21 protein-coding genes and 1 riboswitch are annotated in these 20376 nt (G+C 68.7%); of the genes, 5 read left to right on the top strand and 16 right to left on the bottom strand.

Going from position 1 to position 20376, the window contains the following annotated elements; translation table 11 throughout:
• Positions 1-21: 21 nt before the first annotated feature.
• Positions 22-774 (bottom strand): 3-hydroxyacyl-CoA dehydrogenase, encoded by a 753-nt coding sequence (locus BST28_RS07085; RefSeq protein WP_019738102.1) that lies wholly within the window; start codon positions 772-774, stop codon positions 22-24.
• A 40-nt stretch (positions 775-814) separates the two neighbouring features.
• Complete coding sequence (locus tag BST28_RS07090) at positions 815-1900, bottom strand: CaiB/BaiF CoA transferase family protein (RefSeq protein ID WP_083080502.1); 1086 nt, start codon at positions 1898-1900, stop codon at positions 815-817.
• Between the two features lie 50 nt (positions 1901-1950).
• On the opposite strand from BST28_RS07090, the gene BST28_RS07095 reads away from it, so the two are divergent.
• The gene (locus BST28_RS07095) at positions 1951-2760 is read left to right on the top strand and encodes an enoyl-CoA hydratase (RefSeq protein ID WP_083080504.1); all 810 of its coding nucleotides are present in this window, start codon (positions 1951-1953) and stop codon (positions 2758-2760) included.
• Positions 2761-2854: 94 nt separating this feature from the next.
• Here the strand turns inward: BST28_RS07095 and BST28_RS07100 are convergent, their stop codons facing one another.
• From BST28_RS07100 to BST28_RS07115, 4 genes are read right to left on the bottom strand one after another with little or no spacing between them, the layout of a single operon-like run.
• Positions 2855-3574 carry a CPBP family intramembrane glutamic endopeptidase gene (locus BST28_RS07100; protein WP_083080506.1) on the bottom strand — a complete coding sequence of 240 codons (720 nt, stop codon included), beginning with the start codon at positions 3572-3574 and terminating at the stop codon, positions 2855-2857.
• Between the two features lie 45 nt (positions 3575-3619).
• Positions 3620-4138, bottom strand: a complete 519-nt coding sequence (locus tag BST28_RS07105; RefSeq protein ID WP_019734648.1) for a gamma carbonic anhydrase family protein — start codon at positions 4136-4138, stop codon at positions 3620-3622.
• Between the two features lie 4 nt (positions 4139-4142).
• Entirely contained in the window at positions 4143-4931 is a 789-nt protein-coding gene (locus tag BST28_RS07110; RefSeq protein WP_019734649.1) for a crotonase/enoyl-CoA hydratase family protein, read from the bottom strand.
• Positions 4928-6073: a thiolase family protein gene (locus BST28_RS07115; protein ID WP_083080507.1), complete on the bottom strand. Its 1146-nt coding sequence runs from the start codon at positions 6071-6073 to the stop codon at positions 4928-4930. Before BST28_RS07115 ends, BST28_RS07110 begins: the two co-directional genes overlap by 4 nt.
• A 103-nt stretch (positions 6074-6176) precedes the next feature.
• Here BST28_RS07115 and BST28_RS07120 point away from each other — a divergent pair, with 103 nt between their 5' ends.
• The 3 genes from BST28_RS07120 (at position 6177) to BST28_RS07130 (ending at position 10588) form a co-directional block, all read left to right on the top strand.
• Complete coding sequence (locus BST28_RS07120; protein WP_019734651.1) at positions 6177-6839, top strand: SDR family oxidoreductase; 663 nt, start codon at positions 6177-6179, stop codon at positions 6837-6839.
• Positions 6840-6897: 58 nt separating this feature from the next.
• A riboswitch (cobalamin riboswitch) is annotated at positions 6898-7089 on the top strand.
• A gap of 132 nt (positions 7090-7221) precedes the next feature.
• Entirely contained in the window at positions 7222-9492 is a 2271-nt protein-coding gene (metE, locus tag BST28_RS07125; protein WP_083080539.1) for a 5-methyltetrahydropteroyltriglutamate--homocysteine S-methyltransferase, read from the top strand.
• 217 nt (positions 9493-9709) lie between these two features.
• Entirely contained in the window at positions 9710-10588 is an 879-nt protein-coding gene (locus BST28_RS07130) for a crotonase/enoyl-CoA hydratase family protein (RefSeq protein WP_065287793.1), read from the top strand.
• Positions 10589-10599: 11 nt separating this feature from the next.
• On the opposite strand, the gene BST28_RS07135 is transcribed toward BST28_RS07130, so the two are convergent.
• Positions 10600-10827 (bottom strand): hypothetical protein, encoded by a 228-nt coding sequence (locus tag BST28_RS07135; RefSeq protein ID WP_234808221.1) that lies wholly within the window; start codon positions 10825-10827, stop codon positions 10600-10602.
• Between the two features lie 45 nt (positions 10828-10872).
• Between BST28_RS07135 and BST28_RS07140 the strand changes: the two genes are divergently transcribed.
• A complete protein-coding gene (locus BST28_RS07140; RefSeq protein ID WP_234808213.1) occupies positions 10873-11772 on the top strand; it encodes a sigma factor in 900 nt (299 codons plus the stop codon).
• Positions 11773-11794: 22 nt separating this feature from the next.
• On the opposite strand, the gene BST28_RS07145 is transcribed toward BST28_RS07140, so the two are convergent.
• From BST28_RS07145 to BST28_RS07185, 9 genes are all read right to left on the bottom strand, one after another.
• The gene (locus BST28_RS07145; RefSeq protein ID WP_065287791.1) at positions 11795-12622 is read right to left on the bottom strand and encodes a sterol desaturase family protein; all 828 of its coding nucleotides are present in this window, start codon (positions 12620-12622) and stop codon (positions 11795-11797) included.
• Positions 12623-12627: 5 nt separating this feature from the next.
• Positions 12628-13344: a FadR/GntR family transcriptional regulator gene (locus BST28_RS07150; RefSeq protein WP_065287790.1), complete on the bottom strand. Its 717-nt coding sequence runs from the start codon at positions 13342-13344 to the stop codon at positions 12628-12630.
• Between the two features lie 59 nt (positions 13345-13403).
• On the bottom strand, positions 13404-15128 hold the full coding sequence (locus BST28_RS07155) for a DUF3556 domain-containing protein (protein WP_083080508.1): 1725 nt from the start codon (positions 15126-15128) through the stop codon (positions 13404-13406).
• A 63-nt stretch (positions 15129-15191) separates the two neighbouring features.
• Positions 15192-16697 carry a 2-methylcitrate dehydratase PrpD gene (gene prpD, locus BST28_RS07160; RefSeq protein WP_065287867.1) on the bottom strand — a complete coding sequence of 502 codons (1506 nt, stop codon included), beginning with the start codon at positions 16695-16697 and terminating at the stop codon, positions 15192-15194.
• A gap of 29 nt (positions 16698-16726) precedes the next feature.
• Positions 16727-17239, bottom strand: coding sequence for a DoxX family protein (locus BST28_RS07165; RefSeq protein WP_083080541.1), 513 nt, complete (start codon positions 17237-17239; stop codon positions 16727-16729).
• 10 nt (positions 17240-17249) lie between these two features.
• Positions 17250-18473, bottom strand: a complete 1224-nt coding sequence (locus BST28_RS07170; RefSeq protein WP_083080542.1) for a WS/DGAT/MGAT family O-acyltransferase — start codon at positions 18471-18473, stop codon at positions 17250-17252.
• 26 nt (positions 18474-18499) lie between these two features.
• Positions 18500-19390: an alpha/beta fold hydrolase gene (locus BST28_RS07175; RefSeq protein ID WP_083080509.1), complete on the bottom strand. Its 891-nt coding sequence runs from the start codon at positions 19388-19390 to the stop codon at positions 18500-18502.
• A gap of 10 nt (positions 19391-19400) precedes the next feature.
• Positions 19401-19874, bottom strand: a complete 474-nt coding sequence (locus BST28_RS07180) for a hypothetical protein (protein ID WP_083080510.1) — start codon at positions 19872-19874, stop codon at positions 19401-19403.
• The gene (locus BST28_RS07185; protein ID WP_083080511.1) at positions 19871-20374 is read right to left on the bottom strand and encodes an Rv1363c family protein; all 504 of its coding nucleotides are present in this window, start codon (positions 20372-20374) and stop codon (positions 19871-19873) included. The genes BST28_RS07180 and BST28_RS07185 overlap by 4 nt, the downstream gene beginning before the upstream one ends.
• Between the last annotated feature and the right edge of the window lie 2 nt (positions 20375-20376).

A 20376-nucleotide genomic window follows, 5' to 3' on the forward strand; every position in this document is an offset into this window, starting at 1 on the left:
GGATGTTCTTCGCCCAAACGCCTATCGCGGGGCCATGCGGATCGCGCCGTCGAGGCGGATCACCTCGCCGTTGAGCATCGGATTGGTGATGATGTGCTCGGCCAGTGCGCCGTACTCGTCGGGGTCGCCGAGCCGGGCCGGGTGCGGCACCTGCGCGCCGAGCGAGCGCTGCGCCTCCTCGGGCAGCGAACCCAGCAGCGGGGTCTTGAACAGGCCCGGCGCGATGGTGCAGACCCGGATCAGCTCGCGGGACAGGTCCCGCGCGATCGGCAGGGTCATGCCGACCACGCCGCCCTTGGATGCCGAGTAGGCGGCCTGGCCGATCTGGCCGTCGAACGCCGCCACCGACGCGGTGTTGATGATGACGCCGCGCTCCTCACCGACCGGCTCGGTCTTGGCGATCCGCTCGGCGGCCAACCGCAGCACGTTGAAGGTGCCGATCAGGTTGACCTGGACGACCTTGGTGAACTCCTCCAGCGGGAACGCACCGTTTTTGCTCAGCGTCTTGATCGCGTTGCCGATGCCCGCGCAGTTGACGTTGATCCGCACCGGTCCCAGGGACTCGGCGACGTCCAGCGCCGCGGTGACCGCCTCGGGGTCGGTGACGTTGGCCTCGGCGAACCGGGCCCGATCCCCCAGCTCCGCCACGACGTCGGCGCCCCGCAGGTCGATCACCACGACCTGCGCGCCCGCATCGAGCAGGCGTTTCGTCGTCGCCAAACCCAGCCCCGAAGCACCGCCGGTGACGACCGCCACCGCATCCTTGATCTGCACGTGTCATCCCTTCGTCAACCAACCACCTGGTTGGTCGGGACTATACCCAGTCCCTCAGGATGGCGTCGTTGTCGGCCCCCAATACCGAGGGCGGTGTGGGGATGTCGGGCACGCTGCGAGAGAATCGCGGCGCCGGCATGGGCTGCAGATAGCCGTCGACGTCGTAGAAGGTGTCCCGCTCGGCGATGTGCGGATCGGACAGCACCTCACCGAAGGCCAGGACCGGCGCCACACAGGCATCGGAGCCGGCGAACACCTTGGCCCAGTGGTCACGGTCGTGCGCCGCGAACGCCTTGGTGAACACCTCCCGCAACTCGGGCCAGCGCGCAGTGTCGTTCTGCGCCGGCAACTCGGCTGCGTCCAGACCGAGCTTGGCCAGCAGTTCGGCGAAGAACTGCGGCTCGATCGCTCCCACCGAGACGTAGCGTCCGTCGCCGCATTCGTAGGTGTCGTAGTAGGGGGCACCGGTGTCGAGCATGTTGACGCCCCGCTCGTCGCTCCACACACCTTGGGCGCGGAAGCTCCACATCATCGCCCCGAGCATGCTCGAACCGTCGACCATGGCCGCGTCGATCACCTGCCCCTTGCCGGAGGTCTGCCGCTCCCACAGCGCGGACAGGATGCCGACCAGCAGAAACATCGATCCACCACCGAAGTCGCCGGCCAGGTTCAGCGGCGGCACCGGGCGCTCGCCCTTGCGGCCGATCGCGTGCAGGGTGCCGTTGAGCGAGATGTAGTTGATGTCGTGGCCGGCCTGCAGGGCACGCGGCCCGGTCTGGCCCCAACCGGTCATCCGGCCGTAGATGAGCTTGTCGTTGACCTTGGCGCAGTCCTCCGGCCCCAGCCCGAGCCGCTCGGTGACGCCGGGGCGGAAGCCCTCGATCAGCACGTCGGCCTTGGCGACCAGCTTGAGCACCAGATCGCGCCCCTCCGGCGATTTCAGGTCGGCGGTCACCGACCGCCGGTTGCGCAGCATGGTGTCCTTCGGAACGCCGGCACCGAGTTTCGGCGGACGGTCCACCCGAACCACCTCGGCGCCCAGGTCACCGAGGATCATCGCCGCGTGCGGCCCCGGCCCGATCCCGGCCAGTTCGATGACCCGCAGCCCCGCCAGTGGTCCCGCCATGTCTGCCTCCTCGTCGTCTGCATGTGATGTGCATCCTAAGGTGGACACTCATGACCGCAATCAACTCCGGTATCGATGCCCTGGCCCCGGTGGACGGCTTGTCCGTGACTTTGGCCGACGGGGTGCTCTCGGTGACCATCGACCGCCCCGACAGCCTCAACTCGCTGAACACCGGTGTGCTGGCCGGCATCGCCGACGCCATGGAGGGCGCCGCCCGCGACACGCGGGTGCGTGCGGTGCGGCTCGGCGGGTCGGGCCGCGGGTTCAGCTCGGGCGCCGGGATCAGCGAAGACGATGCCACCGACGAGATGCCGACCGAGATCATCGTCGAGGCCAACCGTGCGATCCGCGCGATCGTGGCACTGCCGCGTCCGGTGGTGGCCGTGGTGCAGGGCCCGGCCGCCGGCGTCGGGGTGTCGCTGGCCCTGGCCTGCGACCTGGTGCTGGCCAGCGACAAGGCGTTTTTTCTGTTGGCGTTCACCAAGATTGGGCTGATGCCCGACGGCGGGGCGTCGGCTCTGGTCGCCGCGGCGGTCGGCCGGATCCGGGCCATGCGGCTGGCGCTGCTGGCCGAACGCCTGCCGGCCGCCGACGCCCTGGAGTGGGGGTTGGTCAGCGCGGTGTACCCGGCTGAAAACTTCGACGCCGAGGTGGACAAGGCGCTGGCCGGGCTGCTGGCCGGTCCGGCCGCGGCCTTCGCCAAGACCAAGCACGCCATCAATTCCGCGACGCTGACCGAGCTGGACGCAACGCTGGACCGCGAATACGTCGGCCAGTCGATTCTGTTGAACGCCCACGACTTTCGCGAGGGCACCCGGGCGTTTCAGGAGCGGCGCGCGCCGAAATTCACCGACTCCTGAGCCGCGGCGAGCGTGCGCAAAATGCCGCCCGCGACGGCGTGTCGGTGTGCAAACACGCACGCTCGCGCATAAAGCATATAGGGGGCGGCCGCGGCTACATCCCGAAGATCGAGGGCAGCGCAAGCACCATCATCAGGCCCCACACCAGATGTGTCAGCACCGGCGCCAGCACGCCGCCGGTCGCCCGGCGCTCGATCGCGCAGACGGTGCCGAGAACCAGCGCGGCGACACCGATCATCAGGTTGCCGGCGGTCATCATCGCCGCGATGTAGAGCACCGTGGAGGCCACCAGCGGATAGCGGCGGCCGAACGCACTGAACAGCGCACCGCGGAAGAACATCTCCTCGGCGATCGCGTTGACGATGGCGATCAGCACCACCAGCCGCCAGGACACCTGGGTGGTGTAGTCCAGGATCGCGGTCACCTGGCCGGCCAACGGGGGAACCTTCTGCACCGCCAGCCCGCCCAGCAAAAACACCCCGCCGAGCACCAGGCCGACACCGGTGCCGGTGAACACGGGCCGCTCGTTGCGGCCGCGGAAGCGCACCGCACCCAGATGCAGCGGACCGGCCGCCACCGCCCCCACCGACCAGACGACGGCCAGGGTCAGCGACAGCCAGTAGAACGCCGGGTCACCCGGATTCTTGGTGTGCATCCACGCCAGTACCGCGGCACCGAGCAGCACCACCACGGCGACCACGACGCGACGGCGCTGCACGACGGCCCGCGGCTCGTGGTACGGCGCGGAGACCTTGGAGAAGATGTCGGTGAACTCGCGCAGCAGGCCCGGGCGGGCCGAACTGGTCTGGGTCATGCCCTAGAACGTAGCGGCCCAACGGCGCTCGGTGGCCTGATTGCGTCAGTTCGCCCGGTGGACCTCGATCAGCCGGCGGTAGGCCGCCGCGTTGTACCGGTTATTGCGGATTTCGGCCTCGCTCAGCTCCCGCCGGACCCGGCCCGGCACCCCCGACACCAGCGACCGGGGCGGTATCACCATGCCCTGCGGGATGACGGCGCCGGCCGCCACCAGTGAGCCCTCCCCCACGACCGCGCCGTTGAGGATGATCGCACCCATCCCGATCAACGAGTCGTCCTCGATGGTGCAGCCGTGCAGCACCGCGTTGTGCCCGACGCTGACCCGCGCCCCGACCCGGGCCGGGAACTCCTTGTCGACATGGACGGTCACCCCGTCCTGGATGTTGGTGTCGACACCGATCTCGATCGGCTCCACCTCGGCGCGCAGCGTCGCCGAATACCAGACGCTGGCCCGGGCGGCCAGGTAGACCTGGCCGATCAGGCTGGCGTTGGGTGCCACCCACGACTCCGGGTGCAGCTGCGGGGCATGACCGCGGATGGGAACGATCAGCGGCTCGGGCACCGCCTCAACGCGCCTTCCACACCGGTGCGCGTTTCTCGGCGAACGCGCGCGGCCCCTCCTTGGCGTCCTCGGAGCGCAGCAGCGTGGCGAACTCTCGGCCGGTTCGGGCCCAGCCGGCCGCCTCGCCGGGGATGGCGCCGTCCTCGACCCCGTAGGCGATCCGCTTGCTGGCCCGCACCGACAGCGGCGCGTTGCCGGTGATCTCCTCGGCGAGCTTCAGCGCGGCCTGCAGGGCCCCGCCGTCCTCCACCACCCGGTTGACCAGTCCCCAGCGGGCGGCGTCGGCGGCCGAGATCGGCTCCCCGGTGTAGAGCAATTCCAGGGCGATCTTGCGGGGCATTTGGTCGATGATGCGGAACACCCCGCCGGCGCCGGCGATCAGGCCGCGTTTGACCTCCGGCAGCCCGAACTGGGCGCGCTGCTCGGCGACGACCAGGTCGCTGGCCAATGCCAGCTCGGTGCCGCCGCCCAGCGCGGTGCCGTTGACGGCCGCGATGGTCGGCTTGTCGATGAAGTGCTGCACGTAGCCGGCGAAACCCCACTCCGGGTGGTCGGGGTGGTAGATGTTCTCCCGGTTGGCGATCGCCTTCAGGTCGGCGCCGGCACTGAACGACTTGTCGCCGGCGCCGGTGAGCACCACCGCGCGCACGGCGTCGTCGTCCTGGGCCTGCGCCAACGCGTCGCCGACTCCGGTGCTGACCGCACCGTTGATCGCGTTGCGGGCTTCGGGCCGGTTGATCGTGATCAGCAGTACGTTTCCGCGCCGCTCGACGAGAACGGCCGCGTCACTCACAGCAGCTCCAGGATGGTGGCGTTGGCCTGGCCGCCGCCCTCACACATGGTCTGAAGTCCGTAGCGAATCCCGTTGGCCCGCATGTGGTAGAGCATGGTGGTCATGATCCGGGCGCCGGATCCGCCGAGCGGGTGGCCGAGCGCGATCGCCCCGCCGTTGGGGTTGAGCTTCTTCGGGTCGGCGCCGATCTCGGCCAGCCACGCCATCGGCACCGGGGCGAAGGCCTCGTTGACCTCGAAGACCCCGATGTCATCGACGCTCAGGCCGCTGCGCTGCAGCGCCTTCTGAGTAGCCGGAATCGGCGCGGACAGCATCATCACCGGGTCGGCACCGGCCAGCGTCGCGGTGTGCACCCGCGCCAGCGGGGTGAGGCCGAGCTCTGCGGCCTTGGCCGCCGACATGAACAGCAGCGCCGCCGAGCCGTCGGAGATCTGGCTGGAGTTGCCGGCGTGGATGACGCCGTCTTCTTTGAACGCCGGCTTGAGCTGGGCCATCTTCTCCACGGTGGTGCCCCGGCGGATTCCCTCGTCTGCGCTGACCACATTGCCCTCGGCGTCCTTGATCCCGACGATCTCGTCGGTGAAGGCACCGGAATCCTGTGCAGCGGCGGCCTTTTCGTGCGACGCCAGGGCGAACTCGTCCAGCGCGGTGCGGTCCAGGCCCCACTTCTCGGCCATCATCTCCGCGCCGATGCCCTGGTTGGGGGTCTGGGTGTACCGGCTGCGGAACGCCTCGGGGTACGGGTGCCCGCCGTTGGCCAGCGACGAGCCCATCGGGGTGCGCGACATCGACTCCACACCCCCGGCGACCACGACGTCGTAGTGCCCGGCGACCACACCGGCGGCGGCGAAGTGCACCGACTGCTGGCTGGAGCCGCACTGGCGGTCCACGGTCACCCCGGGCACCGACTCGGGCCAGCCGGCGGTCAGCAGCGCGGTCCGGCCGATGTCCAGGGCCTGCTCACCGGCCTGCATGACGCAACCCCAGATCACGTCGTCGACCAGGGCCGGGTCCACCCCGGCGCGGCCGACCAGCTCGTTGAGTACCTGGGCGGACAGTTCGGCCGGGTGCACCCCGGACAGTCCGCCGTTGCGCTTGCCGATAGGCGAACGCACCGCTTCGACGATTACTGCTTCGGCCATGGCTGCTCTCCTTCATCAACGAGTTCCTTGACGACGATTGTCAACCGACGTCGTCGGCCGGCGTCCACGGGGGTACCCGCAGGGCTCGCGTAGCGTCGGATCCATGGCGCGCATTGTGATCATCGGCGGCCACGGCAAGATCGCCCTGCTGCTCGGTCCCCTGCTGACCGAACGTGGAGACGAGGTGACCTCGATCTTCCGCAATCCCGACCATTCCGAGGAGGTCGCGGTGACCGGCGTGGCGCCGCTGGTGGCCGATATAGAGCAGCTCGACACCGACGCTCTGGCCGCATTGTTGGCCGGACACGACGCGGTGGTGTTCTCCGCCGGCGCCGGCGGCGGCAACCCGGCGCGCACCTACGCGGTGGACCGCGACGCGGCGATCCGGACGATCGATGCCGCCGGTCGGGCCGGGGTGCGCCGGTTCGTGATGGTGTCCTACTTCGGCGCCGGCCCCGGGCACGGTGTGCCCGAAGGCGATCCGTTCTTCCCGTACGCCCAGGCCAAGGCCGCCGCCGACGCCCACCTGCGGGCCAGCGACCTGGATTGGACGGTGCTGGGACCGAGCCGGCTCACCCTGGAGCCGGCGTCCGGCCGCATCGAGACGGGCGCTGCGGCTCAGCGGCACGTCGAGAAGGCAGCGGTGTCGCGCGGCAACGTCGCACAGGTGATCGCGGCCTGCCTGATCGAGGACGCGACGATTCGCCGCACCATCGAGTTCAACGACGGCCAGACCCCCATCGAGGAGGCGCTTCGCGCCGTCTGACCGGGTAGCCTGGGTGATGCAGCTGGTCTGCCGACGCCTGGTGGCGTCGGCATCGAGCGCGACGCGGGGTTTAGCTGGTTTTCTGCGGAGCGCGAGAGGGAACCCGGTGAGAATCCGGGACTGTCCCGCAGCGGTATGCAGGAACGACCGCCGTCAACGGCACTGGTCATTGACTGGGAAGCGACGGCCATTAGGAGCACCCCGGTGCGTGCCTGCGAGTCCGAAGACCTGCCAGTTGTGCTGGGTGCGCCGCGCCCGGCGGATCATCGCCTCGCGGAATGGGCGTCTGGTCGTGAGGGTTGTAGTGCGATGAATGCACGGGACCGGATTGACCGGGCGACGGCCGGCGTTGACCCACCCCTGCCGATTGAAGGATCACATCGTGACAGCTCAACCCTTTACCTCCACCATTCTCGGCTCCCCCAGGATCGGTCCGCGCCGTGAACTCAAGCGCGCCACCGAGAGCTACTGGGCCGGCCGGATCGGCCAGGACGAACTGAAGAACGTCGCGGCCGGCCTGCGCCGCGACACCTGGGCGCAGCTGGCCGACGCCGGGCTGGACTCGGTACCGGTGAACACGTTCTCCTACTACGACCAGATGCTGGACACCGCAGTGCTGTTCGGTGCGCTCCCGAAGCGGGTGGCCGGTGTCACCGACGAATTGGACCGCTACTTCGCCGCGGCCCGGGGCAACTCCGACGTCGCCCCGCTGGAGATGACGAAGTGGTTCGACACCAACTACCACTACATCGTTCCCGAGATCGGCCCGGACACGACGTTCGCGCTGAACCCGGCCAAGGTGCTCTCCGAGCTGGCCGAGGCCACGGAGCAGGGTGTCAACGCGCGCCCGGTGCTCATCGGCCCGATCACGTTCCTGCTGTTGAGCAAGGCCGTCGACGGTGGACCGTCGCCGATCTTCCGGCTCGACGAGCTGACCGATCTCTACGCCGATCTGCTGGGCCAGCTGGCCGACGCCGGCGCCGAGTGGGTGCAGATCGACGAACCGGTGCTGGTGACCGACGTCGCCGCCGACGCGCCCGCGCTGGCCGAGCAGGTCTACGCCCGCCTCGGCGCAGTGAGTAAGCGGCCGGCGATCTTCGTGGCGACCTACTTCGGCGACCCGGGCGCGGCGCTACCGGCCCTGGCCCGCACCCCGGTGGAGGCTATCGGCGTCGATCTGGTCTACGGCCCGAACACCAAGATCGCGTCCGTGCCGGAGCTGGCTTCCAAGACCCTGGTCGCAGGGGTCGTCGATGGCCGCAACATCTGGCGCACCGACCTGCAGGCCGCACTGGCCAAGCTGGCGTCGCTGCTCGGAAGTGCCGCGGCTATCGCGGTATCCACCTCCTGCTCGACCCTGCACGTCCCCTACTCACTGGAGCCCGAGACGGGTCTGGACGAGAGCCTGCGCAGCTGGCTGGCGTTCGGCGCCGAGAAGGTGGCCGAGGTGGTCACGTTGGCCCGCGCCCTGCGTGACGGCCGCGAAGCGGTGGCCGACGCGATCGCCGCGTCCAACGCCGCAGTCGCCTCACGCAAGGCCGACCCGCGGCTGAACAACGCCGAGGTCCGCTCCCGGATCGCCACGATCACCGCATCCGGTGCGCAGCGCGGCAGCGCCGAGGCCCGCCGTGCCGCGCAGGCGGAGCGGCTGCATCTGCCGACCCTGCCGACCACCACGATCGGGTCGTTCCCGCAGACGGTCGATATCCGCAAGGCCCGTGCTGCGCTGGCCGCCGGGGAGATCGACCAGGCCGAGTACACCCGCCGGATGAAGGCCGAGATCGCCGCGGTGATCAAGCTGCAGGAAGACCTCGGGCTCGATGTGCTGGTGCACGGTGAGCCGGAGCGCAACGACATGGTGCAGTACTTCGCCGAGCAGCTCGACGGCTTCTTCGCCACCACCAACGGGTGGGTGCAGTCCTACGGCAGTCGCTGCGTGCGCCCGCCGGTGCTCTTCGGCGACGTGGCCCGGCCGCACGCCATGACCGTCGAGTGGGCCACCTACGCCCAGTCGTTGACCGACAAGCCGGTCAAGGGCATGCTGACCGGTCCGGTGACGATCCTGGCCTGGTCGTTCGTCCGCGACGACCAGCCGCTGGCCGACACCGCCAACCAGGTGGCGCTGGCCATCCGCGACGAGACGGTGGACCTGGAGAAGGCCGGCATCGCGGTGATCCAGGTCGACGAGCCGGCCCTGCGCGAGCTGCTGCCGCTGCGCAAAGCCGACCAGCAGGCCTATCTGGACTGGGCGGTCGGCGCCTTCCGGCTGTCGACCTCCGGGGTGAGCGACTCGACCCAGATCCACACCCACCTGTGCTACTCGGAGTTCGGCGAGGTGATCGGGGCGATCGCCGATCTGGACGCCGACGTCACCTCGATCGAGGCGGCCCGCTCGCACATGGAGGTGCTCGACGATCTCAACGCGGCGGGGTTCGCAGGCGCAGTGGGGCCGGGTGTCTACGACATCCACTCCCCGCGGGTGCCCAGCACCGACGAGATGGCCGCATCACTGCGTGAGGCGCTGGATGCCGTTCCGGCGCAACGCCTCTGGGTGAATCCGGACTGCGGCCTCAAGACCCGCAAGACCGACGAGGTGACCGCTTCGCTGGCCAACCTGGTCGCCGCCGCGAAGAAGGCCCGCGCCGGGGTGTAGTTCCCCGCCATCTCGCCATCTCGCCATCTCGCCATCTCACCGCCAGCAGACGCAGAATCGCACGCAAGCAGGCATCGCGGTGCGATTCTGCGTCTGCTCGCCGGGGTAACCGACCCGCCGGGCGAAATCCCCGATCGGCAGCAAGGTCGTCACACCGTCGAGTGTGGAGTCTCCCCCAGGGGCAGAGTCAGCACATCGGTGCAACTAACCTCCAGGCATGGACTTCACCACCCTCCGACACGAGGTCACCGACGGCATCCTCACGGTGTATCTGAACCGACCGGACAACCTCAACGCCTTCACCGTCGAGATGGCCGAGGAGTTGGAGCGCACCTTCGTCGAGGTCAACAACGACGACGACGTCCGCGCGGTGATCGTCACCGGTGAGGGGCGGGCGTTCTGCGCGGGGATGGACCTGTCCAGCTCGGGCAACGTGTTCGGCCTGGATGAGACCAAGTCCCCGACACTGGCCGACATGGCCGATCTCGACGATCCGGAGCTGGCCCGGGTGCGCGACACCGGCGGGCGGGTGACGCTGGCGATCTACGGCTGCCGCAAGCCGGTGATCGCCGCGGTCAACGGTGCCGCGGTCGGGATCGGCGCCACCATGATGCTGGCGATGGACGCCCGGCTGTTCTCCACCAAGGCGCGGTTCGGTCTGGTGTTCGGGAAGCTCGGAATCACCCCGGAGGCCTGCTCGACCTGGTTCCTGCCCCGGATCGTCGGCATGCCAACGGCTTTGGACCTGCTCTACCGCGCCGACATCCTCGACGCCGACGCCGCACACGCCTGCGGGATTGCCCAGTCGCTGCACGAGCCGGACGCGCTGCTGGCCGAGGCGCGCGCGCTGGCCGACGCCTGGACCAAGGGCCGCTCGCCGGTGTCGTTCGCGCTGATCCGCCAGATGCTCTACCGCAACTCCGCGCAACCCGATCCGGTAGAGGCCCACCGGGTGGATTCGCTGGCCATGTTCTACACCAGCATCGGAGACGGAGCCGACGGAGTGCGGGCCTTCCTGGAAAAGCGTGACCCGCAGTTCACCTCCCGGGCATCGCAGATGCCGCCGTTCTACGGCGAGTGGGTCCCACGCGAGTAGACCCCTCGGTCTTACGCCTCGGGCAGTTCGGCGAAGCGCTTTTTGACACCGTTGTACCAGCCCATCGCCTTCATCGGACGGCGCCAGCGGCCCTTCATGTCGGCTCGGGCGGGCACGTGGGCGTCGTCGCCGGCCCTGACGAGTTCCTTGAGGTGGCGGTCCTGCGCCTTGATGATCTCGTCGGCGCTCTCACCGCGGTGGACGAAGTTGCACGGGCCACCTAAGTCCTGGCAGGTCATGGTCTTCACGGGATTCTCCTCCTCTGGTCGCACCGGGCGGTCCGGGTGCGTCAGGATGTTGACGCACCCGACGACGAAAGTGTGACCGCCATGGTGAGCGACGAGCAGCTTGCTCACGGCTTCGAGGCCGAGCGCCCCCGCCTGCAGCGCATCGCTGCGCACATCCTGGGCGATGCCGACGCGGCGCAGGACGTCGTTCAGCAGGCGTGGTTGCGGCTGGTGGCCGCAGACGCCCCGATCACCAATCTGCCGGGCTGGCTGACCACGGTGACCTCTCGGCTGTGCTTGGACCGGCTACGAGCTCGTACGCCGATACCGACGGAGTCGGTCGACGTTGAGACGACCGCACCCGATCCCGCCGACGACGTGGTACTGGCTGACACCGTCGGGATCGCACTGCAGGTGGTGCTCGACCGGCTCACGCCCGCCGAGCGGGTGGCGTTTGTCTTGCACGACAGCTTCGGTTTTGACTTCGAGTTGATCGCGACGATGCTCGACACCACCGCGGTCGCGGCACGCAAGCTGGCCTCGCGGGCTCGGGCCAAGGTGCGCCCGCCAGCACCCGTCGATGCCCTCGCCGACTGGGAGGTCGTGGACGCCTTTATGGCCGCGGCGCGCGAGGGAGACTTCGCACAGCTGCTCGAGTTGCTGGCTCCCGACGTGGTGGTGACTGCCGATGCGTCCGCGGTTGCGCTCGGTACGCCGACTCGCATGGAAGGCGCCGGCGAGGTAGCCGGTTTCTTCAACGGCGCTGCGGCAGCTGCCTTTGCCGTCTTCGTCGAGAATCGCCCGGGCGCCGCCTGGATCCACCGCGGGCAGGTCAAGGTCGCCTTCGACTTCACCGTCATGGCCGGGCAGATCCATCACCTGCGATTCCGTGCGGCCGAGGACGTCCTGGCGGGTGTCCGGCATCGTGTCGGCGGCAACGCCCGGGATTCCGGCTGACCTTCGCCAGTCGAGCTGCCTGTCAGCCGGCGGGCTGCCATCCCGGCCCGCGAAAGAGGTGGCCCCACACCGCGCGCCAATTGCGTGCGCTCCGCACGTCGCGCCAGATCGCGACGTACTCGTGGGTGGCCACCCGCACCGGGTTGAACGTCTCGATGTTCTTGGTCAGCCCGTAGACGACCCGCTCCCCCTCCGGCTGGAAGGTGCCGAACAGCCGGTCCCACACGATGAGGATGCCGCCGTAGTTCGTGTCGAGATACTTCTCGTTCGAGCCGTGGTGGACCCGGTGGTGCGACGGGGTGTTGAAGACGAATTCGACAGGCCGCCAGAGCTTCCCGATCCGCTCGGTGTGGATGAAGAACTGATAGAGCAGGCTGATGGACTGCTGCAGCAGGATGATCCACGGGGCGAACCCGGCGAACGCCAGCAGCACCCAGAACGGGACCGCGGTGAACGGCGTCCAGGTCTGGCGAAGTGCGGTGGACAGGTTGTAGTGCTGACTGGAGTGGTGCACCACGTGGCTGGCCCAGAACACCCGGATGGTGTGGTGAGTGCGGTGGTACCAGTAGTAGGCGAAGTCATCGGCGACGAACAGCGCGATCCAGGTCAGCGGGTTACTCGCCGGCAGGTGAACAGGCGCCAGCAGGTAGACCGCGGTGAAGACCGCCAGCACCGCCAGCTTCCAGCCGATGTTGATGATCACGTTGCCGATACCCATGGTGAGACTGGTTCGGGTATCCCGTAATTCGTAGCCACGCTCGTCGTCGTTGGGCAGCACCGCGAAGGACACCGCCTCCAGCACCAGGCAGAGCACGAAGACCGGGATCGCGTGGGCGATGAGATCGAACACCGCGGTTACCCCTCCCCTTCGGTGTCGGCCTGGCAGGCCGCCACGAACCGGGTCAGCAACTCTTCGGCCAACCGGTACGCGGCGGCCTCGTCGGCGGCCGCGATCGCGGCGGCCAGGTCGATGTGAGCGCTGCGGTCAGCGAATTCGGCGGCCCCCAGCGCGTAGATCGCCTCTCGTCCGATCTCGTCGTAGGCGGCGACCAGGGTGTTCAGCGCCAGCCGGTAGGCGATGTTGCCGGACCCGTCGATGACGGCGATCCAGAACGTCAGGTCGGCGTCGATCACCAAATCCAACTCCCCGGAAACCGGGTATGCCTTGGCGGCGGCAGTGATCACAGACCGCTGCTGCGCCGAGGCGCTCCGCGCGCAGAGTCGTGCGGCATCCGCGGCGATCGAACGCCGCATCACCGCGACGTCGCCGATGATCTGGCGCGCGGGGATCACTCCGGCGAGGGCCAGCCCGGTCAGGGCATCCAGGCCGGCGCTTTCGCGCCAGTCCAGCACCCGGGTCTTGCCGCCGTGGCTGATCCGAACCAGCCCGGCCTGCTGCAACCGCTTGAGTGCCTCGCGCACCGCATGCCGGTTGACCTGCAGCGTCAGGGACAGTTCGCGTTCCGACGGCAGGGGTTCGCCGGCCGGCAGGCGTCCGGTCAGGATCTCCTCGACGAGGCGCACGAAGATCGTGTCGGAGACCGCGGTCCGGGGAATAGGCGCCAGATCCATGGGCTCTATAGTCGAGCACCCGGGCTCAACTGGTCAACTGGTTGGACCAGTTATCTGGATCACATCTCGGCGTGTACCGGCACGTCGTCGTCCCATGGCTGGCGGGTCACCATGTCGGCCACCCGCACATAGCCGCGCTCGAATTCCCCGGTGGCGGCGTCCACCAGCCGGTACTGCTGGGTCTGCCGGTGGATGGGCTGAGCGTCGAGAATCACCACCCGCACCTCCCCCGGCTCGAACCGGCACCGCTGGTGCAACGCGGCGATCAGCTGTTCGTTGCTGAAGTGCCCGTCACCGAAGTTCCAGCCGACCGCGGTGCTGGTGATCCGCTCGCCGTCGGTGAGGACGTAGTCATCCTCGTTCTGATCGGCCATCGCGCGATGCGCCAAGGTGAACAACGCCCGGCCATGAGTGTTAAAGGCACGGAACGCATATCCCATATACATCGGGATCTGGGCAGCCTCCTTGCTGCCGTAGAACCGTTCCAGCTGGGCGGCGGGCATGCTGGCGATCGCCACGATGCCGTCGGCGATCTTCGCGTCGGCGGACGGCTTGACGCACCACAGTGTGGTGTCCCAGTTACCGGCGTAGTAGCGCATGCCCGGCAGGAAGGACACCTTGCGCGGGAACAGGTTTCCGAGCACGACGGTTCCCGCGACGACGACGAACAGCAGGATCGGCAGCGGCGTCGTCAGATCGCCCAGCCCGACGCCGGCGTGCCCGACGAACAACGCCAGCACCGAGAACATCATGAAGACGTTCCATTCCAGCGGAACCCCCATCGGAATCGCCGACAGGATGCCGAAGTGGAAGCACAGCATGACGAACGCGGCGATCGCGCCTGCCCACCCGCCGCGGCTGAAGAACAACACCAGCGGAACACCCATCTCGATGACGGTGGAGAAATGCGCGAGCCAGCGCGATAACCGGCCCGGCCGCAGATCGTCTGGAAAGTGTTCGAAGAACTTGCGTTTGACCGACCGCGCCCGAAACAGCGGGTTGTTGCTCATCATCGTGGAGATGACGAAGGGGAAGTGCTTGTTGAGTTTGGAGGTCGCCGCGCCCAACCAGATGACCAGGCATACCAGCTTGGCGCCCAGGATCAGGTCTACGCCGTACCCGGCGAACAGGAAGGCGACCGTCAACGAGGCATAAACCTCACCGCGGGCCGCCAAAAAGATCACCTTGTCGCGCAGCCCCAGCACCGCCAGCACGCCCAGCACCGCCCAGATCTGCCACGCCGGCAGCACCCCGACCGTCGTCCCCAGCGCCGGGACCGGCCCCGTCGCGTCGGAGAACAGCGCAATGACCAGCAACACCAGCAGCGCCGCGTACAGCGCGGCGTCGAACGGGGTGCGGCGATCGCCGCCCGTCAGCGGTATCCGACCCGGCCACGGCGGCAGCCGAATGGTGTTCGGGCGCAACCAGTACAGGATCGATCCCATCGGTGGGAAGAACCGGTTGTTCAGCGGCCCGAACCCGCAGCCCAGACCGATCACCTCGAACAACATCGTGTACAGCACGACCTTCTCGAACACCACCGGCTCGGCGTACCACTGCGTGACATTGGCGAAGCCATCGATACCGCGCGTGCTCAGACAGATCAGCCACGCACCCAGGATGTACAGGCCGACCTTTGCCACGTAGAACAGGTGCAGCAGCACCGGAGTGCCGAAGCCGACTTCGGCCCAGTGCCGGGCCATCGGAATGATCCGCTCCGCGCGAGTGCCCCGGCTCCACTCCTCGAAGTCGATCTGTGGGGTGTCCTGTTTGAGAAATCCCATAACGGCCAGATTAGAACGTGTTCTAGGTACGCGCGGGTAAAACCCCGTGCTCACCTGGCCCGCTCACCGGAAGATCCCCGCCGGGGTATCTGGTGCCTTGGCGAGCACTACGGGATCGGCCACGATGTTCAACGCGTCCAGTTGCCCGCCACCGAGGCCCGCCAGGCCCTCGACCGCCGCCAGAAACCGATGCTGTTCGGCCGGTGCGACCACTGCATCGGCGAGGCCGGTGAACTTGGCGGTGTACTGCGTGCGCCCGAATGGCCGCGCCCCCAACGGATGCGCGTCGGCGACGGCTAGTTCGTCGGTGATCACCGCGCCGCTCTTCAATGTCACCTCGGCGCGCGCCCCGAAGGCTTTCTCGCCGGGCTCGGTCGAGTGGTAGCGGCGGGTCCACTCCACGTCCTCAACCGTGGAGATCTTGTGCCACAGCGCAATGGTGTCCGGGCGGTGCGCCCGCTCAAAAGCGTAGGAGCGTTCATGATGCCAGGTACCGTCCTGCAAGGCCACGGCGAAGACGTACATCGCCGAGTGGTCGAGGGTCTCGCGCGTGGCGTCCGGGTCGAACTTCTGCGGATCGCCCGAGCCCGTCCCGATCACATAGTGGGTGTGGCGGCTGGTGTGCAGCACGATCGATGCGACCTGGTCCAAATCGCCGATGCGTTCCCGCAGCCGGCACGCCAGATCGATCAGCGCCTGGCTCTGGTATTCGGCCGAGTGCTCCTTGGTGTAGCTGTCCAGGATGGCGCGCTTGGGTTCCCCGCGGCCGGGCAGCGCCACCCGGTAGGTGTGTTCCGGCCCGGACAACAGCCACGCGATGACGCCGTATTCGCCCTCCCAAATCGGTGCCGGGGATCCCTCCCCTCGCATCGCCCGGTCGACCGCCTCGATGCCCACCTTGCCGGCGTGAGCCGGGGCGTAGGCCTTCCAGCTGGAAATCGCTCCCTTGCGGGACTGCCGGGTGGCCGTCGTCAGGTGCAGCGCCTGGCCGATCGCGGAGTAGATGACCTCCGGATCGAGCCGCAGCATGGTGCCGATGCCGGCGGCCACCGACGGGCCCAGGTGCGCGACATGGTCGATCTTGTGCTCGTGCAGGCAGATTCCCTTGGCCAAGCCGATCTGAACCTCGTAGGCAGTGGCCAGGCCGCGGATCAGCTCGGAGCCGGCAACACCGAGTTGTTGGGCGACTGCGACCAGTGGCGGGATGTTGTCGCCGGGGTGGGAGTAGTCGGCGGCCAGGAACGTGTCGTGAAAGTCCAGTTCGCGCACCGCAACCCCGTTGGCCCAAGCCGCCCACTCCGCCGAGTAGCCACCCGGAACCCCGAAAACCTGTGCGCCCGGATCACAAGGGTGGGCCAGCGCTTGCCGGCGGGCGACCGTCACCGGCCGGCGCAACACCGCCGCGGCGCTGACGGCGGCGTTGTCGATGATCCGGTTGACCACCATCTCGGCGGTGTCATCCGGGACCGCGACCGGATCGGCCGCTACCTCGGCGATCTTCCAGGCAAGGTGCTCCGAGCGGGGAAAGTCCTCGGCGCTGCGGCGGGTTCGGACCTCGTGTACCTGCATGCGCCACACCTGGCCGGCAGCGGACTGCCTTACTCGCCGGTCACGGCCGGCGGACGGTAGAACAGCAGCAGCTGGCCGAGCGCGCCGGCCAGCCCCAGCCCGACCGAGATCGCCAGGCCCGCCCAGCCGTTGAGCCAACAGCGGCAGAAGATCTGGTGATCGAGGCTGAGCCGGCCGGGCCCGAGCATCGCCACCACGACGGCACCGGTGGCCAGCACCAGGTTGTATTCCCAGCCCTCGCTGAGCACGAAGAACCCGTTCCCGCGATGCACGGTCCACACCGCGACCGACATCAGCGCCACGAACCCGGCGGCCGCGATCGGGGTGAGCAAGCCGGCGGCCAATCCCAGCCCGGCGGCGATCTCGGCACTGGCGGCCGTCACCGCCTGGAATTTGCCGTATTTCATCCCGATGCTCTCGAACCATCCCGCGGTGCCCGGGATGCGGCCCCCGCCGAAGAACTTGTTGAAACCGTGTGCCGCCAGGGTCACACCCAGCACCAGGCGCAGGATCAGCAAAGCGGTATCGGCAGCGGTGATCATGTGCCCCAACCTACAACGACGCATCCAGTAATCGTAGATATCGGTCGATTCCGCTGATCGCCGACTGCGCGGCGTGCACGCTGATCACCACGGTGTCGCCGATGCCGTGCACGCCGTGCGTCAGGCCCATCGCCGGGGACAGTGCGGGAAACCCGGCCGTCATCAACACCGGCGCGGCGCCCAGACGCAGGTCCGCCGCACCCCGGTAGACGCTGGAGACCACGGTGTTACCGGCCACCCGCACCGGACGGGCCTGCGGGTCGAACTTCTCGACGCCCCAGTGCAACAGCGCCGCCGGTGTCGCCGCGAACGCCCGGTCGGCGGCGGCCGAAGCGGGATGCCGGGCGCGAAGCCGGCCGGTGGCGACGTCGGCGGCAATCGCCTCGATGCGGGCGCCCGGATCGAGTCCCGGGTACAGCCCCACCGGAATGTTGCCGAAATGGTTATGCGCCAGGCGAACACCAGATTTTGCCATCGGCACTTCGGCGCCCAGCGATTCGCACGGCTCGTCGAGATACTCCGACAGCGCCTCAGACACCGCCGACAGCACCGCCACGGTGACGGTGGGTCCGTTCAGTTCGCCCCGGTGGCGCACCAGCGTGCGCACCGCGCGGGCGCCGGCGGGCCGGTTGTTGGTGGCCAGCGGCGGACGGTCTCCGACCGCAGGCGGCAACAGGCCGGCCGCGGTGTCTCGGACCCGGCTGCGGTGGGCGCGTGCCGCGACGACGGCACGCCAGGGCAAAAACTCGCGACCGGGTGGCTGCACCGCGGCCACGGGTGCGGCACGCCCGAACAGCCACGCGGCCAGCGCCGAGGCGCGCGCACCGTCGGCGAGCGCGTGCGCTACCTGCAGGACGGCCACCGTGGCGGGGCCGCCGTGGCCCGGAATGCCGTGCACCGGCGCGAACACGTGCAGCCGCCAGGGCGCGACCCGCACGTCGAGTTGGTCATCGGTGAGGCGGACCAGCGCGTCCAGGCAACCCGCCCAGCTGTCGTCGGCAACCCGATGCCGGACCGCGCCGATGTGGTCGAAAGCCGGCACCCACCGCGGGTAGCGCAGCGGACCGGCATCCTCGACCCGCATGGTCAGCTCCGGGCACGCCCGCGCCCGGTCGAGCACTTCTGCGACGGCGCCGTCGAGGTCGGCCGGTACTGCGGCGAAGGCGTAGAGCAGGAACTGGTCGCTGGGGATCTTCGCCGACATCCAGTAGAACTGGGCGTCGATCGCGGCCATCGGGTGTCCCCGCGTCGCCCGGCCCATCAAGTCAGGAATTGCAGCACCCGGTCGGCCACCTCGTCGGGTTGCTCGAGTTGCAGGAAGTGCCCGGCATGTTCGACCACGGCCACCGCACTGCCGTCCGGCAGCGCCGGCTCCACCCACCGCGTGAAGGCCGGCGACATGCAGCCGTCGGTGCGACCGTGCAGGTACAGGCTCGGCAACAGCGGCAGCTCCAACCAGTGCCGGTGCAGATTGGCGTAGCGGTCCGGCACCCGGACACTGCGCAGGGCCCGGTAGGGACCCAGCGCCGCACGCCAGCCCTCCGGCGTCCCGATCGCCGCGTCGACGTGGCGCAGATCCTCCTCGGCGGGATAGCCCGGCGACCATCGCCGCCACAGCCGCGGCAGCACCCAGGAGGCGGACCGCTCCGGCAGCCACGGCAGTTGGAAGTAGCCGATGTACCAGCTGCGCACCATCTGCGCCGGCAGCTGGCCGGCAATCGCGATCCGGTCCGTTGCGCCGGCCGAGCGAAGCGCCGCCGGCGGGGGCACCGACATGATCACCGCCTTGGTGAACGGGCTGTCCGGCGTGGCGGCCAACCCGGTGGCCGCCATCGCACCCCAGTCGTGGCCGATCACCACATCACGACCGGTCGACCCGACCGTTTCGTAGACCCGCAGCGCGTCGTGCATCAGGGCGCCGATGTGATAGCTGCCGTCCTCGGGAATGGCCGAGGGAGCGTAACCCCGCATGAACGGCGCCACCACATGCCATCCGGCCGCGACCAGTCGAGGCGCCACCCGACGCCATCCGTACGCGGTGTCGGGAAAACCGTGCAGGCACAACGCCACCGGGTCACCCGGCTGTCCCCAGCTCAGTGCTTTGAGCGCCACCCCGGGCGTTGTGACGTCGATCCAGCGCGGTTCACTCATCGCCTGCTCCTCAGACCGGCTCGAAATCTGCGACCAGCCACCGGCCGTCGACCTTGTCCAACGTCACCAGGTAGCTCGAGTCGACGTCGGCTGGTTCGGCCGAGCCGACCGTGACGGTGCGGTCGGCGAAGACCAGCACCGCGGCGTGATCGCCCGTCGCCCGCACCGAGGCCGCACCGGAGACCTCGGCCGCCGCGGTGACGTTGCGCGCCTTGGCATCCGGGACGATCTGATCGCGCGCCCGGGGGGCGAACCGGTCCCGGAAGTCGTCGGTCATCAACTGCTGCGCACCGGCCAGATCACCCTCGATCGTGTCGGGCCGAAACGAGAGCATCTTGACCGCGAATTCGCTTGCGGTATCGATGGTTTCGGCGCGAGCCAACTCACCGGCCCGCTGCGACCCCTCGTACCATTTCAGCCATCCTGCGGCGAGCGCCATGGCCAGGATCAGACCCGGCAGCACACCGTAGACCAGCCGCCTCATATCACGTACTCGACTTCGGAAACCTTGGCCTGCTTGCCCACCCGCTGCACCGTCATCCGCATCCGCAGTTCATGCGGCCGCAGTTCCAGACCGCCCAGGTGCTTTGAGGCGACGCTGACAGCCACCAGCACCTGCGCCTCGTCTCCGGACTGCCATTCCAGACCCGCCTCGCTCACCGAGCTGACCGCCTGTGACTGCTCCCGGGTGACGGTTTCGACCAGCAATGGGGCGCGGCTGGAGAACCGCTCATAGAACTCGCCGGTCGCCGACTCGAGGACGCGCCGCACATCACCCTCGGGGTCTTGGTAATCGACCGTGGTCAGGTCGAGCGCGGCCTGGCGAGCCACCCGCACGAACATCTCCCGCCCGGTGGCGGCGCTGTGGGCCGCTTCGGCGCGAACACCGAGCCAGCCGAGCAGGCCCGCCAAGACCAGTACCGTGATCAGCCCTGCAATCAGTGCGCGACGCTGTCCGACGTCGGCGATGTCATCACCCACCATGA

This window comes from Mycolicibacter kumamotonensis (assembly GCF_002086285.1).
GTDB classification, from domain to species: Bacteria; Actinomycetota; Actinomycetes; order Mycobacteriales; family Mycobacteriaceae; genus Mycobacterium; species Mycobacterium kumamotonense.

Coding starts and splice junctions, on each gene's coding strand:
- BST28_RS07170 (WP_083080542.1), bottom strand. CDS start 18,473: ATGGCCGCGATCGACGCCCAGTTCTACTGGATGTCGGCGAAGATCCCC.
- BST28_RS07130 (WP_065287793.1), top strand. CDS start 9,710: ATGGACTTCACCACCCTCCGACACGAGGTCACCGACGGCATCCTCACG.
- BST28_RS07090 (WP_083080502.1), bottom strand. CDS start 1,900: ATGGCGGGACCACTGGCGGGGCTGCGGGTCATCGAACTGGCCGGGATC.
- BST28_RS07095 (WP_083080504.1), top strand. CDS start 1,951: ATGACCGCAATCAACTCCGGTATCGATGCCCTGGCCCCGGTGGACGGC.
- BST28_RS07180 (WP_083080510.1), bottom strand. CDS start 19,874: ATGAGGCGGCTGGTCTACGGTGTGCTGCCGGGTCTGATCCTGGCCATG.
- BST28_RS07100 (WP_083080506.1), bottom strand. CDS start 3,574: ATGACCCAGACCAGTTCGGCCCGCCCGGGCCTGCTGCGCGAGTTCACC.
- prpD (WP_065287867.1), bottom strand. CDS start 16,697: ATGCAGGTACACGAGGTCCGAACCCGCCGCAGCGCCGAGGACTTTCCC.
- BST28_RS07165 (WP_083080541.1), bottom strand. CDS start 17,239: ATGATCACCGCTGCCGATACCGCTTTGCTGATCCTGCGCCTGGTGCTG.
- BST28_RS07185 (WP_083080511.1), bottom strand. CDS start 20,374: ATGGTGGGTGATGACATCGCCGACGTCGGACAGCGTCGCGCACTGATT.
- BST28_RS07155 (WP_083080508.1), bottom strand. CDS start 15,128: ATGGGATTTCTCAAACAGGACACCCCACAGATCGACTTCGAGGAGTGG.
- BST28_RS07150 (WP_065287790.1), bottom strand. CDS start 13,344: ATGGATCTGGCGCCTATTCCCCGGACCGCGGTCTCCGACACGATCTTC.
- BST28_RS07120 (WP_019734651.1), top strand. CDS start 6,177: ATGGCGCGCATTGTGATCATCGGCGGCCACGGCAAGATCGCCCTGCTG.
- BST28_RS07115 (WP_083080507.1), bottom strand. CDS start 6,073: ATGGCCGAAGCAGTAATCGTCGAAGCGGTGCGTTCGCCTATCGGCAAG.
- BST28_RS07175 (WP_083080509.1), bottom strand. CDS start 19,390: ATGAGTGAACCGCGCTGGATCGACGTCACAACGCCCGGGGTGGCGCTC.
- BST28_RS07135 (WP_234808221.1), bottom strand. CDS start 10,827: ATGACCTGCCAGGACTTAGGTGGCCCGTGCAACTTCGTCCACCGCGGT.